17 protein-coding genes are annotated in these 14,280 nt (G+C 57.5%); 8 read left to right on the forward strand and 9 right to left on the reverse strand.

Going from position 1 to position 14,280, the window contains the following annotated elements; genetic code table 11:
• Nucleotides 1-97: 97 nt before the first annotated feature.
• The 6 genes from ED661_RS15210 (at nt 98) to ED661_RS15235 (ending at nt 6,226) form a co-directional block, all read left to right on the forward strand.
• A complete protein-coding gene (locus ED661_RS15210) occupies nt 98-1,327 on the forward strand; it encodes a bifunctional alpha/beta hydrolase/OsmC family protein (protein ID WP_122074783.1) in 1,230 nt (409 codons plus the stop codon).
• Nucleotides 1,328-1,497: 170 nt separating this feature from the next.
• Entirely contained in the window at nt 1,498-1,755 is a 258-nt protein-coding gene (locus ED661_RS15215; RefSeq protein WP_122074784.1) for a DUF6455 family protein, read from the forward strand.
• A 203-nt stretch (nt 1,756-1,958) separates the two neighbouring features.
• A complete protein-coding gene (gene purB, locus ED661_RS15220) occupies nt 1,959-3,263 on the forward strand; it encodes an adenylosuccinate lyase (RefSeq protein ID WP_122074785.1) in 1,305 nt (434 codons plus the stop codon).
• A 176-nt stretch (nt 3,264-3,439) separates the two neighbouring features.
• Complete coding sequence (locus tag ED661_RS15225; RefSeq protein ID WP_122074786.1) at nt 3,440-3,973, forward strand: hypothetical protein; 534 nt, start codon at nt 3,440-3,442, stop codon at nt 3,971-3,973.
• 76 nt (nt 3,974-4,049) lie between these two features.
• Nucleotides 4,050-5,159 (forward strand): flagellar motor switch protein FliG, encoded by a 1,110-nt coding sequence (locus ED661_RS15230; RefSeq protein WP_122074787.1) that lies wholly within the window; start codon nt 4,050-4,052, stop codon nt 5,157-5,159.
• A 140-nt stretch (nt 5,160-5,299) separates the two neighbouring features.
• On the forward strand, nt 5,300-6,226 hold the full coding sequence (locus ED661_RS15235) for a lysophospholipid acyltransferase family protein (RefSeq protein WP_122074788.1): 927 nt from the start codon (nt 5,300-5,302) through the stop codon (nt 6,224-6,226).
• A gap of 68 nt (nt 6,227-6,294) precedes the next feature.
• Here the strand turns inward: ED661_RS15235 and ED661_RS15240 are convergent, their stop codons facing one another.
• Nucleotides 6,295-7,014, reverse strand: coding sequence for a thioredoxin family protein (locus ED661_RS15240; RefSeq protein WP_122074789.1), 720 nt, complete (start codon nt 7,012-7,014; stop codon nt 6,295-6,297).
• A gap of 508 nt (nt 7,015-7,522) precedes the next feature.
• On the opposite strand from ED661_RS15240, the gene ED661_RS15245 reads away from it, so the two are divergent.
• Nucleotides 7,523-7,825, forward strand: a complete 303-nt coding sequence (locus tag ED661_RS15245; RefSeq protein WP_122074790.1) for a hypothetical protein — start codon at nt 7,523-7,525, stop codon at nt 7,823-7,825.
• 68 nt (nt 7,826-7,893) lie between these two features.
• On the forward strand, nt 7,894-8,232 hold the full coding sequence (locus ED661_RS15250; RefSeq protein WP_174214188.1) for a DOPA 4,5-dioxygenase family protein: 339 nt from the start codon (nt 7,894-7,896) through the stop codon (nt 8,230-8,232).
• 44 nt (nt 8,233-8,276) lie between these two features.
• Here the strand turns inward: ED661_RS15250 and ED661_RS15255 are convergent, their stop codons facing one another.
• From ED661_RS15255 to secD, 8 genes are all read right to left on the reverse strand, one after another.
• The gene (locus ED661_RS15255; RefSeq protein ID WP_122074791.1) at nt 8,277-8,816 is read right to left on the reverse strand and encodes a DsbE family thiol:disulfide interchange protein; all 540 of its coding nucleotides are present in this window, start codon (nt 8,814-8,816) and stop codon (nt 8,277-8,279) included.
• Nucleotides 8,809-8,967, reverse strand: coding sequence for a heme exporter protein CcmD (ccmD, locus tag ED661_RS15260; protein ID WP_162930145.1), 159 nt, complete (start codon nt 8,965-8,967; stop codon nt 8,809-8,811). Before ccmD ends, ED661_RS15255 begins: the two co-directional genes overlap by 8 nt.
• A gap of 3 nt (nt 8,968-8,970) precedes the next feature.
• On the reverse strand, nt 8,971-9,702 hold the full coding sequence (locus ED661_RS15265; RefSeq protein WP_122074792.1) for a heme ABC transporter permease: 732 nt from the start codon (nt 9,700-9,702) through the stop codon (nt 8,971-8,973).
• A 39-nt stretch (nt 9,703-9,741) separates the two neighbouring features.
• Complete coding sequence (ccmB, locus tag ED661_RS15270) at nt 9,742-10,398, reverse strand: heme exporter protein CcmB (protein WP_122074793.1); 657 nt, start codon at nt 10,396-10,398, stop codon at nt 9,742-9,744.
• On the reverse strand, nt 10,395-11,009 hold the full coding sequence (ccmA, locus tag ED661_RS15275; protein ID WP_122074794.1) for a heme ABC exporter ATP-binding protein CcmA: 615 nt from the start codon (nt 11,007-11,009) through the stop codon (nt 10,395-10,397). Before ccmA ends, ccmB begins: the two co-directional genes overlap by 4 nt.
• A 132-nt stretch (nt 11,010-11,141) precedes the next feature.
• The gene (locus ED661_RS15280) at nt 11,142-11,495 is read right to left on the reverse strand and encodes an Mth938-like domain-containing protein (protein WP_122074795.1); all 354 of its coding nucleotides are present in this window, start codon (nt 11,493-11,495) and stop codon (nt 11,142-11,144) included.
• A 148-nt stretch (nt 11,496-11,643) separates the two neighbouring features.
• Nucleotides 11,644-12,612 carry a protein translocase subunit SecF gene (secF, locus tag ED661_RS15285; protein ID WP_122074796.1) on the reverse strand — a complete coding sequence of 323 codons (969 nt, stop codon included), beginning with the start codon at nt 12,610-12,612 and terminating at the stop codon, nt 11,644-11,646.
• A gap of 2 nt (nt 12,613-12,614) precedes the next feature.
• On the reverse strand, nt 12,615-14,279 hold the full coding sequence (secD, locus tag ED661_RS15290; RefSeq protein ID WP_122074797.1) for a protein translocase subunit SecD: 1,665 nt from the start codon (nt 14,277-14,279) through the stop codon (nt 12,615-12,617).
• Nucleotide 14,280: the final 1 nt, after the last annotated feature.

A 14,280-nucleotide genomic window follows, 5' to 3' on the forward strand; every position in this document is an offset into this window, starting at 1 on the left:
CTTTGCTTCACCTTCCCGTGACGTTTCCTACTGCCGCCTTGCCCTAGGTGCCCCGGCTGCGCAATCTAAGGCACCCCTAGCAACAAGGCCTTTCCCAATGGCAACCGAACGCATCACCTTTCCCGGTCACTCCGGAGAACCGCTCTCAGCCCGACTAGATTTGCCCCCAGGCCCGGTGCTGGCAACAGCACTTTTTGCGCATTGCTTTACCTGTTCAAAGGATATTCCGGCGGCGCGGCGCATTGCCGGACGTCTGTCTTCAATGGGGATTGCCGTGCTGCGTTTTGATTTCACCGGGCTTGGCCATTCCGAGGGTGAATTTGCCAATACCACCTTCAGCTCCAATGTTGCCGACCTGAACTCCGCCGCCCAATATCTCGCGGGCCGTGACATGGCACCTTCGCTACTGATTGGTCACTCCTTGGGGGGCGCTGCTGTCTTGCGCGCCCGCGCCGGCATCCCGACGATCAAAGGTGTTGTCACCCTCGGTGCGCCCTTTGATCCGGGCCATGTCTCGCATCACTTTGATGCTGCCCTGCCTGAGATCCAATCCAAAGGTCAGGCCGAGGTCTGCCTCGGCGGGCGCCCCTTTGTGATTGGGCGCGACTTTGTTGAGGACATAAGGGCAGAAGCGCTCACCCCTGCCATCAAAGAGCTGAATGCAGCCCTCCTGGTGATGCATGCGCCGCTTGATGACACCGTGAGCGTGGACAATGCTGCAGAGATCTTTACCGCTGCCAAACACCCCAAGAGCTTTGTCACCCTGGATGAGGCAGACCATCTGATCAGCAAGGCCCGGGATGCGGAATATGCCGCCGAAATGATCGCCGCCTGGGCCGGACGCTATATTGACCTCACCCCGCCCGCACCGCCCCCCGGTGCGCCCGAAGGTGTCTTGCGGATCACCGAGGCCGATCCGGCAGGTTTCTTGCAGGATATCCAATCCGGCCCCCATCATCACGCCTATGCGGATGAACCCCTGGCCTATGGTGGCACCAATCGCGGCATGTCCCCCTATGGCTTTGTTTCCGCCGGTCTGGGGGCCTGCACTTCGATGACCATTCGGATGTATGCGCGCCGCAAAGGCTGGCCGCTGGACAGCGTCAGCGTCGATGTCTCACATGACAAGGTCCACGCACAGGATGCGCTGCCCTCAGGGCCGGCCAAGATTGACCAGTTTATTCGAACCATTCGCATCTGCGGCAGCTTGAGCGATGAGCAACGCGCCAAGCTGCTGGAAATCGCGGATAAATGCCCGGTGCATCGCACCTTAGAACACAGCTCTAAAGTTCTGACAACATTGGAAGAAGAGCACTCCATGATGTGAGAACTACCGCCCGATCTCTGGCCCATGTCTTTGGAGCCAGAGAAAGGAACCTCTGTCACCAATCAAGCAATCTCAAGAAATGGTATTGATACATATCAAAGTCGACCTGAGGGATCCATGTCATCTTCGCCTCAACAATCTGGACATTCGTCCACACGGAGGAGACGCGCATGGGACTTTTTTCAAAACTCGGACGAAGCACCGAACTGGTTGAGGGCATGGCAGATCGCCTGGGAGTAGATTTTGCTGATAGCATTGCCGCCGACCCAGAGGCCGAAGGCCGCAAGTTCAGACGTGCAGTCTTGAATTGCAGCCATTGTGGCAATCAGGCGGGCTGCGCTGACCTACAAGCTGAGAACGCCCATCTGGACGAAGCCCCGAGCTATTGCCGCAACCGGGAAATGCTGGCCCATCGCCCCAAGGTCTGAAACAGATCTGCGGAACAATAGATTGAACGGCGCCTTGAAACAGGTGCCGTTTTTTCGTTGGCAAGGGGTGTGACCAGTAGTCTTCGGACCCTTTCCTGTGCTGCGACATATTTCATATCGACCTTCCCGGACTTGCCCAATTGGCGCGCCTCCCGTATGACGCGCCCTATCAACTGGACAATCCCATAAAGGTGCTTTCGCCAATGATCCCTCGCTATTCCCGCCCCGAAATGGTCGCCATTTGGTCGCCCGAGACCAAGTTCAAGATCTGGTACGAGATCGAGGCCCATGCCTGCGAAGCCATGGCCAATATTGGTGTCATCCCGCGCGAAAACGCCGATGCCGTCTGGAAAGCCAAGGACGTGGAATTCGACGTCGCCCGCATCGATGAAATCGAAGCCGTGACCAAACATGACGTCATCGCCTTTCTGACACACCTGGCCGAACATGTCGGTTCCGAAGAGGCCCGTTTTGTGCACCAGGGCATGACCTCCTCGGATGTGCTGGACACCTGCCTCAACGTGCAGCTGGTACGGTCCGCCGATATTCTGATCAAGGACATGGAAGCCCTGCTGGCGGCGCTGAAAAAGCGCGCGCTGGAGCACAAAGACACGGTGCGTGTTGGCCGCTCTCATGGCATCCACGCGGAACCCACAACCATGGGTCTGACATTTGCGCGTTTCTACGCTGAGATGGACCGCAACATGGCGCGCCTGAAACTGGCACGGGAAGAAATCGCCACCGGTGCGATCTCTGGCGCGGTTGGCACTTTCGCCAATATCGACCCTGCCATTGAAGAACACGTCTGCGCCGAGCTGGGCCTGAGCCCCGAACCGATCTCCACACAGGTGATCCCGCGCGACCGTCACGCGATGTTCTTTGCCACTCTGGGCGTGATTGCATCCTCGATCGAGAATGTCGCCACTGAAATCCGCCACATGCAGCGCACCGAAGTTCTGGAAGGCGCGGAATTCTTCTCGATGGGCCAAAAGGGTTCCTCGGCCATGCCGCACAAAAAGAACCCGGTCCTGACCGAAAACCTCACCGGTCTGGCCCGTCTGGTGCGTTCTGCCGTGATCCCGGCGATGGAGAACGTGGCACTGTGGCACGAGCGCGATATCTCGCATTCCTCCGTTGAGCGTGCCATCGGCCCTGATTGCTGCGTCACCTTGGATTTTGCCCTGGCGCGCCTCACCGGTGTTGTCGATAAGATGCTGGTCTTCCCCGAAAACATGCTCGACAACATGAACAAGTTCCCCGGCCTGGTGATGAGCCAACGGGTGCTTCTGGCGCTGACACAGGCTGGCGTGTCGCGCGAAGACGCCTATTCCATGGTGCAGCGTAATGCCTTGAAAGTTTGGGAAGAGCGCCTCGATTTCCGCGAACTGCTGCTGGCCGATGCCGAAGTGGTTGCCGCGCTGGGCACCGATGGTGTCGAAGAGAAATTCAACATGGACTACCACACCAAACACGTTGATACGATTTTCAAACGGGTTTTTGACGCCTAACCGGCAAACCACTTGTCGCAAATGATCAGGCGCTTCTCCACCGGAGAGGCGCCTTTTTTTGGGGATACTCTGCTGCTCTCTCACGACAAGGTGACCGGACCGTCAGTGGAGAGTTGTAAACAAAAGAAGGTTCTGCACTATACTGGCTCAAAGCCCCCATAATCCGGAGTTGATTAATGCGTTACCTCGTTCTTGCAACCGCGCTGACCCTGCCTCTTCCCGCACTTTCGGCCGGAAGCGATACGCCGACACCCCCGACGCCCAGCGAGACAACCAAAACCTGCAAAGGCAAACGGGTTTGGGATGAAGCAAAGGGGCGTTGCGTGCGACCAAAACAATCCTCTCTGAATCAGGATGGTTTATATGATGCGGCGCGTGAGTTGGCCTATGCCGGTCGCAATGAGGATGCTCAGGCAGTGCTTTCTGCGATGGCGGACCAGGGCGATGCGCGGGTACTGACCTACTGGGGCTTCACCCATCGCAAGCTGGGCAACCGCGCCCTTGCCCAGGCCTTTTATGATCAAGCAATTGCCCAGGACCCCAATAATCTGTTGGCGCGGTCCTATATGGGGCAAGGCTTTGTCGAGGAAGGTCAATTTGGCCTGGCCCTGGCTGAGTGGAAAGAAATCCGCGCCCGTGGCGGTGAAGGAACCTGGCCAGAGACCTCTCTGCGTCAGGCCCTGGAAACCGGCGCCACAACCAGCTACTAAACTTCAGCTTTTCTTTACCGCTTCTGAGGTAGCTTAGACCTGACCGAAAAAGAATCTTTTTGGCTAGGGTGCTAGAATGCTGCAAGACGATATGTTGGCTCTACCGATGACCACTGATGGTGGTGGAATGGGCGATTTCTCCGCTCCGGCTCCGGTTGGACTAGGCGGAGGCTCTTTGTCTGCTCCAAAGCTAAGCGGTAAGGCCAAAGCAGCCATCGTTGTGCGCCTTTTGCTCAATGAAGGCGCTGATATTCCCATCGAAGAGCTGCCAGATGAGTTGCAGATGGAATTGACTCAGCAGATGGGCAAGATGCGCCTTGTTGACCGCGATACGCTCTATGCCGTTGCAGCCGAATTTGCCGAAATGCTCGACAATGTGGGCCTCACGTTTCCCAATGGCCTGGCCGGAGCGCTGACCGCGATGGATGGGCGCATCAGCCGCCAGACTGCCAGCCGATTGCGCAAAGAGGCTGGTGTGCGCCAGTTTGGCGACCCTTGGGAACGTCTCAAGGCCCTGCCCCCGGAAGATCTCGCCTCTTTGGCAGAGGCCGAAAGCATCGAGGTTGCAGCAGTTCTGTTGTCAAAACTGGACACCGCAAAAGCAGCACAGATGCTGGTTCATCTGCCCGGCAAGGTGGCGCGTCAGATCACCTATGCCGTCAGCCACACCAGTAACGTCACCCCAGATACCGTTGATCGCATTGGGCTTTCTCTTGCCGGCCAAGTCGAGGCCCGCCCTGATCTTGCCTTTGAAACCACCCCTGGCCAGCGTGTTGGCGCCATTCTGACCGAGGCCGCAGCCGCCAAACGGGAAGAGGTTCTGATCGCACTGGAGGAAGAAGACGAAGATTTTGCCACCGACGTACGCCGAGCCATCTTCACCTATGGTCTGTTGGCGCAGCGCATGCAGCCGCTGGACGTGCCCAAACTAATGCGTGTACTGGCGCAGCCGGAACTGGTCACCGCTATTGCCTTTGCAACCACCGAAGAAGACATCGCCACCAATGACTTCCTGCTCGACAATATGTCCAGCCGGATGGCCACCAATATCCGCGAAGAAGTGGCGGAGCGCGGTAAGGTCAAGCGCAGCGATGGGGAGGCCGCCTTTGGTCTGATCGTCTCGGCGATGCGTGACCTTGTGACAACCGGCGAGATTGAGCTGACCGCCGACGAAGAAGAAGAGTAGCCCCCAGGGCTATTTATACTGGTACGCTGTTATTGGGTTGCAGCTGCCCTTGCAGTCTCTGAAGGGCTCTTTGGTTGTGCCTTTGTTCACCAAAGGTTATGATCTTTTTCTGATCCATCTCCCTGCAGGCCCTCCCCCTTATGCCCCTAGATCCATCGCAACTGACGGCCAGGCAACGCGCCTCCTATTATGTCGAAAATATTGCCCTGCGCGGGGTCCTGGGTTTGGCCGGTCTTGTGCCCTATCAATGGCGCATTCCCCTGATTGGCAAGCTGGTCAGCGCCCTGGGGCCTGTTGTGGGATTTGATCGTAGAATTCGCGAAAACTTGGCCCTGACCTGCCCAGAATTGACGGCGCCGGACGTGGACCAGATGTGCCGCGACGTCAGCAATAATGCAGGCCGGACCATTGCTGAGCTTTACGCTGGAGCGCCCTTTATTGAGCGTGCCAAGGCCGCCCCCATCAGCGGCGAAGGTCTAAAAGCCCTTGAAGAAGCACGCGCCGCCGGGCGACCCGTCATTCTGGTTACCGGGCATTTTGGCAATTACGATGCGGCCCGTGCTGGGTTGATCTCTCGGGGCTATTCAATGGGGGCGCTGTACCGGCGAATGGCAAACCCATATTTCAACAACCACTATGTACGCACCATTAGCCAGATTGGCACCCCAATGTTCGAACAGGGCAAACGTGGCATGGTAGAGATGGTGAGGCACCTCAAAAAAGGTGGAATAATCGCAATCGTCGCGGACCTCCACGTGCACAATGGAGAGCTGATTGACTTCTTTGGCAAGCCCGCAGTCACCTCAACTGTACCGGCGGAGCTGGCCTTGAAATATGGCGCAGCTTTGATACCGATCTATGGGGTCCGGCAGGAAAATGGGCTGGATTTCCAGGTCATTCTAAACGCCGAAATCCCTGCTTCTGACCCTATCACCATGACCCGGGAGATCTGCGATGACTTAGAAAATATCGTGCGTCGCCACATGGGCCAATGGTTCTGGATCCACCGGCGCTGGAAGCCATTTGAGTCCAACAAGCCACCCAGGAAAGATCCTGAGGCCTCTTAGAAGTCGCAAGACGGGGTGCGGCTCGGAAACTTCTGACTCTCAAGGCCCAACTTCAAATCCGGTGGCCTTCACTGCAGCCGAGCAGCAGCCAGAACGGCCCCAAAGGGCCCCTGTTGCACCACAATGGCCGCAGGCTGCATACCGTCATACTCAACAGTATAGTCAGCCGCCTCGCGCCCATCCCAGATCGCAACCTGCTGTATATCATTCACAATATTGGCATAGCCGATCCGATGACCTGCCAGCTCTCCACGTGTGATATCCACGGTTTCCGAGTGGGTGTATCGCACGATCTGGATCAAAACAGGCCCATCCGGCAGGGACTTCTGCGGCGAGACCGACAGCGTTAGACGCCCGTCTTGGCGCTGCACGTCCAGAACCACTGGCCGGGGAAGGGCCTGATAGGCTGAAATCGCATCCGCAAGCCCCATCGCATCAACACCTGATACATCCTGCTGCCCCATGACAATCATCTGCGGCGTATAGATCATCTTGCGCCCCCCCACCTGCGCATAGCCTTTTTGCCTATTGGTGTGGGCGGGGCTGGCAAAGCTGTCTTTCCAACCGATGTAGTCCCAATAATCCACATGCAGAGCAAGAGCGATCACGTCAGAGCGCTGCGCCAGTTGCTTTAACAGGGCGTCTGCTGGTGGACAGGAGGAACAGCCTTGCGAGGTAAACAGCTCCACCACCACGGGCTGCGGCTGAGCCGTATCAACCTGCTGCGCCACCGCCCCTCCTGCGAGGGCAAGGTACAAAGCAGTGGCAAGGGCTGTGATGGATCGCATGGGTCGTTCTTTCTGCTTCTTGCCGCAACTCGGCAGTCTGGTTAAGGAGCCTCTATCTTTTCAGATTTACTGCGCCCTGCCCTGCAACACCAATCAATCATTCTTGAGCCTGGCGCGAGAACCACCTCGCGGACCGTGTCATGCATCACTTCGGTGTGAGGACAGCTACAGTATTCGCCCGGTATGCGGATTGTTGCAGGAACGTCTCGGCGTTCCACTCCCAATGTTTCTGGTCAAGATCTGCATTGAATTGCCGAGCAAAGTGATGCGGCCAAGATCCGCCCTATGCTCCCGGCATGCGGACAAGATCCAGGCACAAATTGAAAACCTTCAGGGTCGCCAGCAAGCCGGCTCTACCGCTAAACGATCTGTACAATTATGCCGAGAATTATCTGAATGAATTCAGGTTGTGCGACCCGCTCTTGCCATGCAAACCTAACTATCAGATACATCTATAGAGCCTAAGGCTCTGAAGTCCGACACCAAAAGAAAGGCTGGATGCCCCAATATGAAAGAGGCTGCGTTTGCGATTGTCTACCCCACTCCTCAAACCTTTAAAGAACACTACCAAGCAGTCTTGGCCATGCTCCCTGAAACCCGCTCTTTTCCGGGATGCTTGCAAGCCTGCGTGGGTATCAATCAAAGTCGCGTTGAAATATCAGTGTTTCACCTGTGGGAGTCCTCGGAACATCTGGATGACTATATGACCTGGCGGGCAGAGCGCGGCGATCTGGATGCACGCAGTGCCACGATGCGCCGTGAACAAGAGTTTCGCACCTATTCCGTGCCAGACCCCCTCCCCTCTCCCTGAAACTCCGCACAACATCTGTGCGGTTTCACTTTCTTGCAGGCCATAGCATCTCGGGTGACAATGGCTTCATGAAACAGATCACCACAATTCAGAGCTATCATGCTCATGTCTATTTCGACGCTGAGAGCGTTGCAGAGGCAAGAACCCTATGTGAAACCGCCGCCGCCGAATTTGGTGTTCCAATGGGCCGTGTCCATGAAAAGCCCGTCGGCCCGCACCCGATGTGGTCCTGTCAACTGGCAGCGACGCCCGAACAGTTTGCCAAATTGCTGCCCTGGCTGGCGCTGAACCGGGGCGAGCTTATCATCTTTGCCCACCCCGAAACCGGAAACGAGCTAGAAGATCACCGCGACCACGGTATCTGGTTGGGCACTGGCCTGGATCTCGACCTAACAATCTTTTCCTGATGCCGCTGCGTCAGACCTGAGGTATCATTGACGGCAAGGCGGGCTCAGTTCCCGCGCGCCTTGTCTAATGCCGGACGCAGCGTGGTTTCGATCACCCGCTCTGTTATCGGCCCGGCAAAGCGCAGAACGATCTTGCCGCTGCCATCCACCACATAGGTTTCCGGCACGCCGTATACGCCCCAGTCCAGCGCCATACGGCCCTTTTCATCGCGGCCAATGGCGGCATAGGGGTCGCCCAGCTCCTGCAGGAAGGATGCGGCATTGCCCTGCTGGTCCTTGTAGTTCACCCCGTAGATCTTGATGCCCTCTTGCGCCAGCGCTTCGAGGCTCGGGTGTTCCACCCTGCAAGGCGCACACCAGCTGGCCCAGTAGTTCACCAACTTGACCTCACCATCGCGCAGGTTGGCATCGTCAAACAGCTCTTTACCGACAAATTCTGTCAGCACTACCGCAGGCGCGGGCTGGCCTTCGCGCGCCGAGGGCAGGGCTTCGGGATCATCGCGGTACATGCCGGTGACGGCAAGACCAACAAAACTGGCAAAGACCACAATTGGCAGCGCCATCAGCGGAGAAAACTTAGCCATCCCGGCGCATCCTTTGCTCCAGCGTCTCCATCTCGCGTCGTACCCGGCGACCACGCCACAGAGTAAACGCCACCAAAAGCGCCAACAGGATCAGCGAGGCGGCATAGGCGCTCAGCACCGTGTCACTGTATTTCCCAAGATCCGGCAACATGGGTTACGCCTCCTGCCGTTCGCGCGCCATCAGCGCCTTGATCCGCCGGGCCCGAATTTCGGTGCCGGTGCGGTAGAATACCATAGCCACAAAGAACAGGCCAAAACCCACCATGCAGACATAGAGCGGGTTAGAAAAGGCATCCGCCACGTTTTCCTTTTCATCCAGGCTTAGTGAAGCCCCCTGATGCAGCCCCTGGTTCCAGAAATTCACCGCATAACGGCTGAGCACCGCAAAAACAGTGCCCACCAGACAGAGGATCGCGGTCAGATCTGCAGCGGTGTCGGGGTTATCAATGGCTTCCCAGAGGGCGACATAGCCGAGGTAAAACAGGAACAATACCAGAAACGAGGTCAGCCGTGGATCCCAGGCCCACCAGGTGCCCCACATCGGCTGCCCCCAGATTGCGCCTGTGGCCAGGGCGATCAGCGTCATCACGATACCAACCGGGGCGGCGGCCTTGGCGGCGAGCGCCGAGACATGGTGACGGCGGATCACCCAGATCAACGAAGCCACCAACATCATAAACCAGGCATTGATCGCCATCAGCGCTGCCGGAACATGCAAAAAGATGATCTTGACGGTCGAGCCCTGCCGATAGTCATCCGGCGTAAAGAAAAAACCCCAGATCAGCCCCACGGCCATCAACAGGCCCGAGCTCACCCAGAGCACCGGCATCACCCGTTCAGAGGTGTGCAGGAACTTTCGCGGATTGGCATATTCCCAGATCGACATTTTGGCTCTCTCGTTCCCGTGGTTTCGTTTACTAAATAGCTAGCGCAGATTGATACGCAATACGGCGGCGCTGGCAAAGGGCATCAGCGCAATAACGCCGGCAGAAATCCCCGCCAACATCAGTAGTGGTGTTTCAACCTGCATGCCCATGGCACCGCGCCGTGCGGCCTCGGCGCCAAAAATCAGCGTTGGCACGTAGAGTGGCATCACCAGAAGGGACAAAAGTAACCCGCCCCGTTTTAACCCCACCGTCAGCGCCGCGCCAAAGGTTCCGATCACCGACAGGGCTGGCGTACCCAGCAGCAGCGAGATCACCACCCATTTGAAGCCCTCAAGCGGCAGGTTCAGCAACACGCCCAGAACAGGTGCTGCCAGAACCAGCGGCAGGCCAGTAGTGATCCAATGGGCCAGCGCCTTGATGCTGACCACGGCTTCCAGTGGCAGCGGCGCAGTGGCAAGCAGATCCAGTGAGCCATCTTCCCAGTCCAGCGCCAGCAGACGATCCAGCGACAACAGGCAGGAGAGCAGCGCGCCAAGCCACAGAACCCCCGGCGCGATCCGCGCCAAGAGGTCGGATTCCGGACCGACGGAAAAGGGCACCATAACGGTGACAATCAGGAAAAACGCCAGCCCGAGGCCAAAGCCGCCCCCCGCCCGCACCGCAAGGCGCAGATCCCGCATCAATAGCGCAATCACAGGAAGCCTCCGTCAAAATCATCAAACTCTAGTGGCGCCGCCTTATAGGGGCCGACATCCAGCACCGATGCCTCCAATCCAAGGTCGATATGGGTGGCAATCAGCGCCGATCCCCCGGCCTTCAGATGGGCTTGTACCGCATTGGCAAACAGAGTGACCGAGGCCTGATCCAGGCTCACCGTGGGTTCATCCATCACCCAGATGGGGCGTCCGGTGACCAGCATCCGTGACAGGCCCAAACGCCGTTTCTGCCCCGCCGACAGTGCCCCTGCCGGACGGTCGCGCAGCCCGGTGAGGTTATAGGCCTCCAGCGCGGGTTCGATGCCTTGGCTGCCAAACACACTGGCCCAAAAATTGAGGTTCTCGGTCACGGTCAGGGCGGATTTCAACCCGTCAGAATGTGCAGCATAGGCAATCTGATCCTCGCCACCGCTGACAGTGCCCCCCAGCGGCGGTTGCAGCCCGGCAATGGTGCGCAACAGGGTTGTCTTGCCGCTCCCATTGGGGCCACGCAGGATCAGGGCCTGGCCGGGGGTCAGCTCAAAACTGATCCCCTCCAATACCGGCAAGCCGCCGCGAGCTATGCGCAGATCTGATACATTCAGTGACATGAATACAGGCTTATCTCATTGTTTGCTCGCACTAAAGAGCGAAAGCCAAAAGCCTGACATTGCGGCAGGTCAATTCTCTTCGGTTTGGGGTGAAAAATCAGAACCATTGGGGCAGGTTTCAGCAAGGGAGCCTCAAACCGGCAAAACCGCCAATGCTACCCGGCGCCCCTCAGACAGCAGCACATTGTAGGTTCGGCAGGCCGCAGGTGAGTTCATCACCTCAACCCCCAGTCCGGCTTCTTCCAGCTTATTGCGCAGCTCTTTGGGGATATGGGTGATCTCTGAGCCGGTTCCGACAAAGATCACATCTACCTGTCCGGCCAGCGCCAGAAGGCCTGCAGCATCATCGTAGCCGCCCCAGGGGCTTAATCCAGTTGCGGTGATCAACAGGGCCCCCTGATGGACGTCACCGCCAACACGAAAGAAACCGGGGCCATAGCCATCAACCGGCTGGGCCTCGCTAAATGTCACCTCATTGAGCTGCATCGGCTCTCCAATCTCTCTTGCGCTGTACAGGCCGACCTCAAACAGGAGCGATCCCTGCCTTGTGGCTTCTCGTCTGTAAAAACAAATGAAGCTGCGGGAAGATCCCGCAGCTCCGTCTTTACTCTCTCAAAGGCTTGGATTGAAGCCGTCAGGCATCAATATTGCCAAATTGGTTGCCGGCAGTATTGGCCTGCTTGCTCCAGTCTCGTTTCACGCCCAGCCACAAAAGTATGGTGGAAGCCACAAAGACCGAGGAATAGGTACCAACAATCACGCCCCAGATCATCGCAAAGACAAATCCGCGAATCACGTCGCCACCCAGCACATAGAGCGAGATCAGCGCCAAAAGCGTGGTGACCGAGGTCATCACCGTCCGGCTGAGGGTCTCGTTGATGGAAACGTTCAGAACCTCCGCCAGGGCCTTTTTCTTGTAGCGGCGCAGGTTTTCCCGCACCCGGTCAAAAACCACCACCGTATCGTTGAGCGAGTAGCCAACGATGGTCAGAAGGGCCGCGATGATGGCCAGATCAAATTTGATCTGCAGGGCCGAGAAGATACCAATGGTCAGCACCACGTCATGCACAAGAGCGGCAACCGCACCAAGCGCGAACTGCCACTCAAAGCGTAGCCAGATGTAGATAAGCACCGCGCCGATCGCCAGGACCACGGCCAGGATCGCCGTTTGCACCAGTTCACCCGAGACCTTGGGGCCAACGGATTCAACCGAGACAAACTTGATCCCCGGCGAGACAACGTCCAAGGCCTGTTGCAGGTTTTGGATTACCTCACCTGAAATCGCCTCTCCGCTTGCCTGAGCCTGGATACGGATCATGGCAACGTGCTGATCTTCTTCAAAACTGGGGTCAAAGACCTCGGTAATCGAAATATCGCCCAACTCAAGCGGCGCAATCGTATCGCGGTAGACCCCGACGTCGATCGCCGTTGTGCTTTCGGTCCGCACCGTGGTGCCGCCGCGGAAATCGATACCAAAGTTCAACCCCTGCAGACCAAAGGACGCCAGCCCAACAACCATCATGAGGGCGGAAATACCCAGCCAGACCTTCCACTTGCTGAAAAAGTCGAAGGAGGTTTCCTGAGGAACAAGTCTCAATCGCATGATTACACCTCAATCTTTTTGGGACGACGACGTTCAAACCACATCACGATCATCAGGCGGGTGACAAAGATCGCGGTAAAGACCGAGGTCAAAATGCCAAGCCCAAGAGTGATCGCAAAGCCGCGCACCGGACCAGAGCCCATGGCGAAGAGGATCACTGCGGTGATGAATGTGGTGATATTAGCGTCCAGAATGGCGCTCAGCGCCTTGGAGTAGCCCTCGTCAATGGCCCGTGCAGGCCCACGACCGGATTTGATCTCTTCGCGGATCCGCTCAAAGATCAGCACATTGGCATCCACCGCCATACCGACGGTCAGAACGATACCGGCAATGCCCGGCAGAGTCAGCGTTGCGCCAATAAGGCTGAGGAAACCAAAGATCAGGGCGACGTTCAGGATAAGGGCCACATTGGCAAAAAGACCAAACAGCCCATAGCTCAGCGCCATAAAGACCAGCACCGCGACAAAGGCCACGATGGTGGCGATCTTACCAGCATCAATGCTGTCCTGACCCAATTCTGGGCCAATGGTACGCTCCTCCAGGAACTCCAGCCCCGCAGGCAGGGCACCGGCACGCAGCAGGATCGCCAGTTTTGTGCTTTCCTCAATGCTGAAGTTTCCGGTGATAATGCCAGAGCCACCGGGGATATGTGACTGGATCACTGGTGCAGAGATCACCTCGTCATCCAGTACAATGGCAAAGGGAGAGCCGATATTGTCAGCAGTGTAATCGCCAAATTTGCGCGCACCGGAGGTATTGAAGCGGAAGTTCACCGCCGGGCGGCCATTTTGGTCAAAGGACGGCTGCGCGTCGACCAGCTCTTCACCGGTGACAACCGGGGCGGCCTCAATTGTGTAAAAGGCACCGGGTTCATCCACCGAAGGGATCACCTTATTGCCCACACCCGCAGGGGCGTCCGGGTCAGAGGCTCGGCCCACCACCGGGCTAAAGGTCAGCTGCGCCGTGGTGCCGATGATGGCTTTCAGCTCAGAGGCCGAGCCAATACCCGGAACCTGGATCAGAATGCGATCGGCGCCCTGACGCTGAATGGTGGGTTCGCGGGTGCCGACTTCATCGATCCGGCGGCGAATGATCTCAAGCGATTGGCGCACGGTACGGTCATTGGACGCCAACTTTTCCGCCTCAGAGAGCTCAATGGTTATAATGTCTCCCTCACCAGTGACAGTAATGTCAGAAGCACCAGCCCCGGACAGCGAGGTGATCGGATTGGCCAGCCCGCGGATTATTTCCATAGCCTCTGGCATGGCTTCCGGACGGGATTTTAGCCGCAACCGAATCTGCTCACCAGCCCTTGGCAATGGGCTAAACGTGCCGATCGTTTTTCGCTCCTGTGCCAGGGCTGTACGCACCTCAGGCCAGAGCGCATCCATGCGGGCGGCATAAACATCCTCGACCTTCACTTCGGCCAGCAGATGCGCACCACCGCGCAGATCAAGCCCGAGGTTGACCAGCCCGGAGGGCAGATAGGAGGGCCATTGTTCGACCAGCGCTTGGCGCTCTGGCGTGTCGCCCATGGTGAGGATTTCGGCTGCAGCATCGTTGGACTGCTCAACCCGGGTGTAAAACCCATTTGGCAGGGCAAGCAAAAGGCCGGTCACACAGACCAGCCAGATGAGAACCCTTTTCCAGAGATCAATTTGAAGCATT

It is taken from the genome of Pseudophaeobacter sp. EL27, assembly GCF_900313025.1.
Classification (GTDB): domain Bacteria; phylum Pseudomonadota; class Alphaproteobacteria; order Rhodobacterales; family Rhodobacteraceae; genus Pseudophaeobacter.